Source organism: Christensenella sp. (assembly GCF_034927525.1).
GTDB lineage: Bacteria > Bacillota > Clostridia > Christensenellales > Christensenellaceae > Christensenella.
This window is the reverse complement of record NZ_JAYFPU010000292.1, coordinates 1-9,061: the sequence shown is the minus strand read 5'-3', so window position 1 is coordinate 9,061 and position 9,061 is coordinate 1. Positions and strand designations below refer to the sequence as shown.

Below are 9,061 nucleotides of genomic sequence, written 5' to 3'. Positions count from 1 at the left end.
CCCATCGTGACGACGATATCCGTAGAGCCATACCCATTCATAATCTCCGCCGCCTCTTCCGCCGTCCGACCGGGGAATATGGACGCTAAGTCTTCCTGACTTGCTTTGATGATCGCAGCGTTTTTGCATAGACTTTCTATGACCTTTTTCCCTTTGCCTTCATCCACAGAATAACGGATGTCGCTGGTTGCGCCGCCATAGCCGCCCAGATCGACAAACACCGTTTTTCCGCGTTCCGCAAGCTTTTGCACCAGACTCACATCCACCTCATAGTCCATCGGGCAGATCTTGAAATACTGGCAAGTGAGATATTCCGGATAAATATCCTCAAAGTACAGGCTTGGCGCTTTCCGCTGGTAGTTCACATATTTTGTGCCATCCGCTTTGTACACAAGCAGGTTAGTTGTCGTATAGTCATGATCCATGATCCCCCTGCGGTCAAGTATATCGAACGCAGAAACGATCGTGTCCATATCATTTCCGTAATAACTCACCAAGCCTACCCTTTTGCCCTGCACAGCCATCACAATGCTTGAATAGGCTGCCGGGCTGCCAAGTACAGGGCCAATACGCCTGTCCTGGAACTCTATGGTCTCTTTGATAATATTGCCTACAACGACTACGTCGATCTCACTTGCCATTTCCATTGCTCCCCATTTTATATTTTTACGATCCGGTTGTTATCCTTCGATGAATTCTTCCAGCATCTCCCTGCACGTATCGTCCGGGAACTGTACCGGCGGATGCTTAAAGAAATAGGAGGACGGTGCTTCGATCGCACCCGACATGCCCTTGTCCATCGCGAGCTTGCAGCAACGCACTGCGTCGATGCTGATGCCGGCCGAGTTGGGCGCATCTTCTACCTCAAGGTGCAACTGCAGCCTTACAGGCGCACCGCCGAATTTCGCCGCCTCGATCAGTATATATGCCGTCTTCTGGTCTCCCTGATTATCGACGAACGCAAATCCCGGAGCGATCGGAACGTCTTTTTTGAGCAGGCTCGAGATTGCATCATGCTTTGTTACATGCTTTGTCTCGCCGCGCATCACAAGATTGATAAAGTCCGTATTTCCGGCATAGTTGAGCTGATAGGACTTCTTGATGTTCAGTCCCCTGTCCTCAAACAATTTCATTAGCGCACGGTGCACGATCGTTGCACCGATCTGGCTCTTCCAGTCGTCGCCGAGGATCGGGATACCCGCCTGTTCACAGCTTTTTGCGATTTCCTTATCACTTGCAAGCAACTCCGGTATTCCGTTTACCACACCGCATCCGGCTTTTTTTGCTGCATCCACATAAGCGCGAGCCGCGTCATGCGAGCCTGTCGGCAGGTTGATCAGGATCACGTCCACCTTATAATCCTTCAGCGCCTGTGCAACGTCTACCGGCGGCTCCGTTTCATCAATATCAAAATAATCTTTGCCATAATAGTGACGCAGATGCTCCGGTGCGCCGTCAAGAACCGGGCCGCGCAGTACTGGCGCGTTCATAAACGGTACTTTGCCGATCTCATACGCACAATTCGGCCATTCCCAGATCGCCTCGCTTACGTCCTTGCCCACCTTCTTGGAATCCACATCGAATCCCACGACCACCTGAACGTCCTTTGGCTCATAGCCACCGAGGTTGTAATGCATCAGCCCGCCCACTTCGTCCGCTACATTTTTGTCCGTGTAAAGATAAAGCCCTTCCACGAGCGATGCAGCGCAGTTGCCAACGCCGACCAATGCCAACCTGATCTTCTTGCTTCCCATTTGTTTCATACCTCCATATGAATAGATAATTTATCCAAGCTATGTTGCATAGCCAGATGAACTAGTTAAAATACCTCAGTGCTTCTGTTCTCCTTATATGGATCATATCCCCCCTTTTAGGGTTAACGTTAATCCAATGTGGTAAAACTAACTGCCGGTATGTAAATTTCAAAGTACATAAGGTTTTGTAGTCTAACTATTTAAGAGAGTGATTATGGGATTTTAGTCGGATTATCGTTAACTTATTTTCTGCATTGCATCGTTTTTGTAAAAAATACTGCTCTGCATTTCTATGTTTTGTTCTTTTGCGTTGGTCTTGAATAGAAATTAAGTTAACGTTAACTTTTAATGCAATGGTATCACAGCAAAATAGAACTGTCAATAGTGTTTTTCATTAATTCAATAAATCAGGTGGTTTGACGGACGACGATACCCGGGTCTACCGTGATCTGTACGGGTTTTATTTTTTTCTTCTGCCCCTGCGCTTCGATCATACTCATCAAAAGCTCCACGCTCCGCTCCGCGATCTCCTGGATCGGAATATTCACGGTGGAAAGACCGTACGAGCCAATAAAGTAGCATTCCGCGTTATCGATACCCATGACTGCGACTTCTTCCGGTATCTTGTATTGATAACCATACAGCGCCGACAGCGCGCCCAACGCAATATAATCGTTGTAGCAAAGAACAGAAAAAGGAGCCTTTTCCGTTAGCAGCATTTTCGACATCGCTTCAAAGCCTTCCTCCTTGCCCATACAACCGGAAGATACCCATTTGGGGTCAGGTGTGATGCCGTATTCCTTCAGCGCGCGCTCATAACCTCTTTGCCGGTCAACCGCTGTCGATACCGAATCGAAATAGTTGATGAACATCGTCTGGCGCGGCTTTCTCGCAAGCATATGGCGCGTTGCCAGATAGCCAGCCTTTTCGTCATCCGCTACGACATAGTTGTCCTTCCCTTTTTCAATATAACGGTTCATCAGGACGTACGGGATATTGTATTTGCGAAGAAGCGCGGCGCTTTTCTCATTGCCGAGCGCCGGCGTCAAAAGTACACCCTCAACATTGAGGCCGCACATTTCACGGATAATGCCGAGTTCGTCTTCAACATTTTCATTGTTGTTAAAAATCAGCGTATAGTATTTTTGCTCTTTGAGCTTTTTTTGTACGACATTAATAATATGCGCAAAGTAAGGGTTTGTATTATCACTGACGATCAGGCCGATAAAGTTGGTCTTCCGCCTTCTGAGATTCTTTGCCGCGATATTAGGGATGTAGTGCATTTCCTCTACCAACTGCAAAATCTCTTTTTTCTTTTTTTCTGAAACCTGCGGATGATCCCTCAAAGCTTTTGAAACCGTATTGATGCTGGTTCCGGCCCGTTCGGCAATATCTTTGAGTGTAACAAGCTTACGCATACGATACCTCTTTAGGATGCAATTTGTGAATGATTACGCATTCAGTATAGTGAATCCTACGCCTTTTTGCAACAAATAAAAACCCCTCGCCATATCTGGCAGGGGCTTTTGGCAGCCGAATAAGGATTCGAACCTTAAATGAACGAGTCAGAGTCGTTAGTGTTACCGTTACACCATTCGGCTATTATTATATCCCAAAGTGCCGTACGCCTTGAATTCTAACACCCGCCTCTCGGCAGGTGGGTATCCTGCTATCAGCATTAGGCTTCCTGCGCGTAGCAGACGTGCTCACAACTGAAAAGACGCTGGATTCCCGAATCTAGAACGTGGGTTTAAAACACAAAGCATTACGCACACCCCAGGAATCTTTTAACCGTGTATTATAATAACATAGCGCCTCCCGGTTGTAAACCCTAATTCCAAACTTTTCTCCGTACTTTTTTATTGCTTTTCTTCTCTTACCATTATATACTTTTTTCGTCAGGTATGCTATTATATATGAAAGGAAATTTTGGGGGAAACGAAATTGTATAAATGTAAATTATTTGCGAAGTTGATTGCCGTGCTTACGGCGGTTGTATTTTTAGTGGCCGGATGCTCTGTTCCCGGCGCAACATCTAAGCCCGATCCGGCAAATCCCGTCACTTTGGAGTTATGGCACTATTATAACGGTCCGCAGAAGATCGCTTTTGACGATCTCGTTACTGAGTTCAATGAGTCGGTAGGCCTTGAAAAAGGCATCATTGTCGAAGCTTTCAGCCAGGGCAGCATAGACGAACTACTCAATAAAGTGGTAGACGCTTCCAACAAAAAAGTGGGCGCGGACGATATCCCTGATATCTTTGCCGCATATTCCGACACAGCATATGCCGTTGACCAGCTTGGTCTTGTCGCTGATCTTGATCCTTATTTTACAAAAGAAGAACTGGACGCATACTTCCCTTCTTATATTGACGAAGGGCGTTTTGATAAGGATAAATCATTGAAGATATTCCCCATCGCGAAATCCACCGAAGTCATGATGGTCAACAAAACCGACTGGGACAAATTCGCACAAGCTACCGGGGCTACATATGAAGATCTTGCGACCATCGAGGGCGTAAGCGATATTGCCGCTAAGTATTATGAGTGGACGGACAGCCTGACCGACACACCGGACGACGGCAAGGCGTTCTTCGGACGGGATGCGGTCGCGAATTACATCATCAGCGGCATGAAGCAGCAGGGCATTTCTATTTTTGATGTCGGTGAAGACGGAAACGTAAACTTCAATCTGGACGAGGCGGCATTGCGCAAGGTTTGGGATAATTACTATATTCCTTATATCAACGGCTATTTCGGCGCATACGGCAAGTTCCGTTCCGACGACGCGAAGACGGGCGACCTGATCGCCCTTGTATGTTCGACAAGCGGATCGGCTTACTTCCCGCGCGAGGTGACGGTAAACGATGATGAAAGCTATCCTATCGAATGTGAAGTATTAAAAAACCCTTGTTTCGAAGGCGCTGAGCGTTACAGCATCCAGCAGGGCGCTGGCATGGTCGTTACAAAGTCTGACGAAACAACTGAGTACGCGGCAGCCGAATTTTTGAAATGGTTTACCGACGCACAACGTAACATTGATTTTTCTATCGGCTCCGGCTATATGCCTGTCAAAAAAGAAGCTGCCAGCGAAGAATTGATCAAAAAGGCTTTTTCAGACAATGTTGAGGAGCAGAATGCGGCGCTCGAAGCGTCTATCATCGTTTCGATCGACGAGGTCAACAGTGACCAGCTTTATACCAGCACAGCCTTTGAAAACGGTCTTGCTGCACGCAATGTCTTAGAGTACTCCCTTTCGGATAAAGCCAAGACCGACCGTGAGGCTGTCGTCGCTGCGATTGCTGGAGGGACAAGCCGCACTGACGCGGTAGCTGCTTATGATACGGATGAGAATTTCAATGCTTGGCTTGACGAACTAACGCAGAAGCTTAACGATACGCAAAAATAAGCTGTCGGGGCAAGAGGTATTTATGTCCGTTGAGATCAAAGAAAAATCCATTTTCAGAAAATTTATGATTCCTCTTTTGATCATCATGGTCATTCAGGCGCTCTTGTTTGCGTGTGTCTTTTTGTTTGGCGGAGCGATCCGCCACCTGAATAGTAATTCCTTCGATATCCTGTCAAGCCGTACCTTAAGCCGTAAAAACTACCTGCAAAATGAGATGGTACAGCAATGGGCCAACCTCGATTATTTCGAGGACAATATTTCAGCAAAGATCGACGCTGTACTTGCTGAAAAAGGTATCGTACCCACAAACATTGACCCATCCATAGAGCCGCAGATTTTGGGCGCAGTCACGGACGATCTTGTCTCCCTGCTGCGGGAAAGCGGTGTGAGCGGTACCTTTTTGATCCTGAACGGGACGGACGGTTCCGATACGAAATCCGGCGTCTATTTCACGGATATGGACGCTACGACCAATTCTGCGGATAATTCTGATCTGCTGATCGAGTATGCTCCTTCTTCTGTAACCAAGCAGCTTGGTTTTTCCTTGAATAGTACCTGGACGCCTGACTTTACACTCGATCCCGCCGATCCGGCAAGTCTTTTTTACTATAACGCATTTGATGCAGGAAAAAACTATCCGGATGTTGCATCAAAAGACCTGGGATATTGGAGCATACCGCGACAGGTATCACCCGGTTCGTCCCAGAACGTGATTTCTTATACGCGCCCGCTGCGCACAGCAGACGGTACTGTAGTCGGCGTGCTGGGGACGAGCATCACAACAGATTATCTTGCTTCCCTGCTCCCCTATGACGAGATCAATATGGACGGAAAAGGTTCTTACCTTCTTGGTATCGCCTCGTCCGGCTCAGGGACAATCAAAAACGTTGTCACGAGCGGCCCTATGGCAAAGCAGATGATCGGCAGCGACGCTACCACCACCCTTGTCGATAAGAAAGACTATGAGGGTATTTATGAGCTTGCAAAAAACGATCACGTTACGGGCAACGTGTACGCCAATATCCAGCCGTTGCGCCTGTACAACACCAACACGCCGTTTGAACAGGATCAATGGGTCTTGTCCGGCTTTATCGAGGGACGTTATCTGCTGGATTCTTCTTTTCAAGTCATAATAATGGTGCTGCTCTCCCTTGCCATTGCGGTGGTATTCGGCCTCATCTGTATCAATGTCGTCGGCCGCAGGCTGACGCGCCCTATTTCTTCGCTGGTGGGTATCATGCGCACTTCCAGCGCGCAGCTGCCTGTCGTTTTTCCCAAAACACATATTACAGAGATCGACAGCCTTGCCGACGCGGTAGAAACGCTGAACCATGACGTTTCGCAGGCTGCCTCCAAGCTGTCACAGATCATACAGGCTGCTAATATTTCTATCGGCGCATTCGAGTATTTCCCCGCAACGAACCAGGTGCTGATCACCGGCCGTTTCTTCTCCTTGTTTGGATTGCCGGAATCCGATCTGCACTCCTACTATATGCCGGCGGCGGAATTCGACAAAAAACTACAGGAATTTGCTGCATATCATGAAGACTGTTCGGAAGAAAACACTTACATTATAAAGATTTCTTTGGGCTCGGGCGACGCGCCTTAAGGTGATCTACAGAGAGAGCGCGTGTCTTGGCGTGCTGTCCGACATCACGCAGGAAACGCTCGAGCGGCGTAAAATCGAATATGAACGGGATTACGACCTGCTGACCAATCTTTTAAATCGTCGTGCCTTCCATGCTTATATGCAGGATTTGTTCCGTCACGCTTCATCCATCAAGACCGCAGCATTCATGTTGTGGGATCTGGATAACTTAAAATATGTCAACGATACCTACGGGCACGACTACGGCGACACCTACATTCGTAAAACAGCGGACGTACTCAAACAGTTTATGCTGCATAACAATGCGATCGTTTCGCGCATGTCAGGAGATGAATTTTATATTTTCCTGTATGGTTACGACAGCAAAGACGAGATACGCAGTATCATCAATTCCATAAAAGCGGATATGGATGCTACGCCCGTCAATCTTCCCAGTGCGACAGAATCACGTATCCGCGCGTCGGTGGGCATTTCATGGTATCCGGACGATGCGTCTAATTATTTTGACCTGATCAAGTATGCCGATTTTGCCATGTATACCGTCAAAAACACGAGCAAAGGACGCATTGCTGAATTTGATCGTTCGCTTTATGATCGCGATGCCTTCCTTTTGCACAGCGATGAAGAGTTGAACCTGATTTTAGAGCAAGAATCTGTTGATTATTCATTCCAACCGATCGTGAACGCACGAACGGGCGATATTTTTGCCTACGAAGCGCTTATGCGCCCCAACTCCGAGACTCTGATCACGCCGTCCGACGTTCTGCGCATCGCGCATTCACAGGTCCAGCTTCATCGCGTTGAAAAACTAACGCTATTTTGTTCCATGCTCGCTTTTGCCCAATATCCGGACGCGCTTGAAGGTCATAAAATTTTTGTCAATACCCTACCCTGTCAGATGCTTGACGAAGAAGACATTCTTGCATTCCGCGAGGAATTCCACGGAATGCTCGACCACATTGTATTTGAACTGATGGAAAGCGAGCACTTGAATGAATTCTTTTTAAAAGAGAAAATACGTTATATTCAAAAGTGGAATGCGCAGATCGCCATTGACGATTATGGGGCAGGATATAGCAATGATTCTGTACTTCTGTCGCTCAACCCAGACTATGTCAAAATCGATATGTCCATTGTACGCAATGTCGATACAGATCAAAACCGCCAGATGCTTATTGAGAACCTTCTTGCCTATTTCAAAAGCAGGAATATCCTGACCATTGCGGAAGGCGTTGAAACTGCCGCTGAAATGCGTATGCTCATTTCTTATGGAGTCGATTACCTGCAAGGCTTCTACGTTGGGAAGCCAACCCTCGAGCCTGCGGAGCAATGCCCGCGGGCCGCGGAGATCAGAAAGTTCTTCGCAGAAGAAAATGAAGAATGAAAAGGCGCATAACCATAAGGTTACACGCCTTTTTATTATCCCTGATCTATTTCATTTGATCTTTTATACGCCCTGACGTTTGAGTGCGCCTTCTACAAATGCCTTCGCGCGCGGGATGTCCCCTTCGTCCAGGTGCTCGATGATGAGCGGGATATTGGGATGAAATTTACCAAGTAATTTCATATACAGATCATAATTGAGAACGCCCAGCCCCGCCGCGGGCAATTCGACCGCCCCGGAACCGCGGAAACTGTGCGATTCGTCCGCATCGATATCCGCATGCTTTTCGCCCATGTTCTGCGCAAGCTTGATGTCCTTCGCGTGCGCGATGACCATCTTGTCTTCCAGTGCATTGAACACACGTTCCAGTTGTCCGTCTACATCACCTATATTATTCTGGTCAAAATAATTCGTCGGATCGCAGATCAGTTTCAGGTTTGGCATATTCACGTCTTTAAAAACGCGCTGTACCTGCTCGATCGAGCCGATCACATTATTCACGTAATTTTCCATGATGAATGTCGCGCCTACCTCGCGGCCGAATTTCGTGAGCTCGTAGATGGCCGCACACGCCTCCTCATATGCTTCTTCCGTCGCGTTCTTATCATCCCATACCCAGTCGCTGTCAGAGCAGTAGGTGCCCGTCTCGCTCGCCACATATGGGCTGCCTAAGTCGAGAGCGCGCTCCATCATGCTCTTTAAGTAATCCATATTCTTTTTTCGCTGCACAGGATCGCTGTGTACAAAATTTGTGTAGGCGGAAACTGCCACGATGGGCAGGTTTGCGTCACGGAATTTGTCGCGGATCATGTTTGCTTTTTCCTTGGTAAGTCTTTCCTTTGTCGCGTCACAGTCTTTAAAGGAAACATCAAGCTGTACGCACGAAAAACCGCCCGCCTTGATCTT

Annotated in this window: 7 protein-coding genes, 1 tRNA gene and 1 other RNA gene; 3 read left to right on the top strand and 6 right to left on the bottom strand. The window is 47.7% G+C overall.

Translation table 11 applies throughout. From position 1 onward, the window contains the following. From VB081_RS11845 to ssrS, 5 genes are all read right to left on the bottom strand, one after another. The coding region (locus VB081_RS11845) for a carbohydrate kinase family protein (RefSeq protein ID WP_323401008.1) at positions 1-641 on the bottom strand (641 nt) is incomplete at its 3' end. Positions 642-680: 39 nt separating this feature from the next. Further along, positions 681-1,754, bottom strand: a complete 1,074-nt coding sequence (locus VB081_RS11840; protein WP_323401007.1) for an inositol-3-phosphate synthase — start codon at positions 1,752-1,754, stop codon at positions 681-683. A gap of 407 nt (positions 1,755-2,161) precedes the next feature. Beyond that, complete coding sequence (locus VB081_RS11835; protein ID WP_323401006.1) at positions 2,162-3,172, bottom strand: LacI family DNA-binding transcriptional regulator; 1,011 nt, start codon at positions 3,170-3,172, stop codon at positions 2,162-2,164. Positions 3,173-3,281: 109 nt separating this feature from the next. After that, positions 3,282-3,355 (bottom strand) — tRNA-Gln (locus VB081_RS11830). 4 nt (positions 3,356-3,359) lie between these two features. Then, positions 3,360-3,540, bottom strand: a non-coding RNA gene (ssrS, locus tag VB081_RS11825) — 6S RNA. A gap of 158 nt (positions 3,541-3,698) precedes the next feature. Between ssrS and VB081_RS11820 the strand changes: the two genes are divergently transcribed. The 3 genes from VB081_RS11820 to VB081_RS11810 are packed head-to-tail and all read left to right on the top strand — an operon-like array spanning position 3,699 to position 8,155. Then, a complete protein-coding gene (locus tag VB081_RS11820; protein WP_323401005.1) occupies positions 3,699-5,162 on the top strand; it encodes an extracellular solute-binding protein in 1,464 nt (487 codons plus the stop codon). 22 nt (positions 5,163-5,184) lie between these two features. Further along, entirely contained in the window at positions 5,185-6,771 is a 1,587-nt protein-coding gene (locus VB081_RS11815; RefSeq protein ID WP_323401004.1) for a PDC sensor domain-containing protein, read from the top strand. A gap of 1 nt (position 6,772) precedes the next feature. After that, the gene (locus tag VB081_RS11810; protein WP_323401003.1) at positions 6,773-8,155 is read left to right on the top strand and encodes a bifunctional diguanylate cyclase/phosphodiesterase; all 1,383 of its coding nucleotides are present in this window, start codon (positions 6,773-6,775) and stop codon (positions 8,153-8,155) included. Between the two features lie 63 nt (positions 8,156-8,218). On the opposite strand, the gene VB081_RS11805 is transcribed toward VB081_RS11810, so the two are convergent. Next, the coding region (locus VB081_RS11805; RefSeq protein ID WP_323401002.1) for a sugar phosphate isomerase/epimerase family protein at positions 8,219-9,061 on the bottom strand (843 nt) is incomplete at its 5' end.

Excerpts from the sequence above, each read along its gene's own strand:
- VB081_RS11815 (WP_323401004.1), top strand. The coding sequence starts at position 5,185 with ATGTCCGTTGAGATCAAAGAAAAATCCATTTTCAGAAAATTTATGATT.
- VB081_RS11840 (WP_323401007.1), bottom strand. The coding sequence starts at position 1,754 with ATGGGAAGCAAGAAGATCAGGTTGGCATTGGTCGGCGTTGGCAACTGC.
- VB081_RS11835 (WP_323401006.1), bottom strand. The coding sequence starts at position 3,172 with ATGCGTAAGCTTGTTACACTCAAAGATATTGCCGAACGGGCCGGAACC.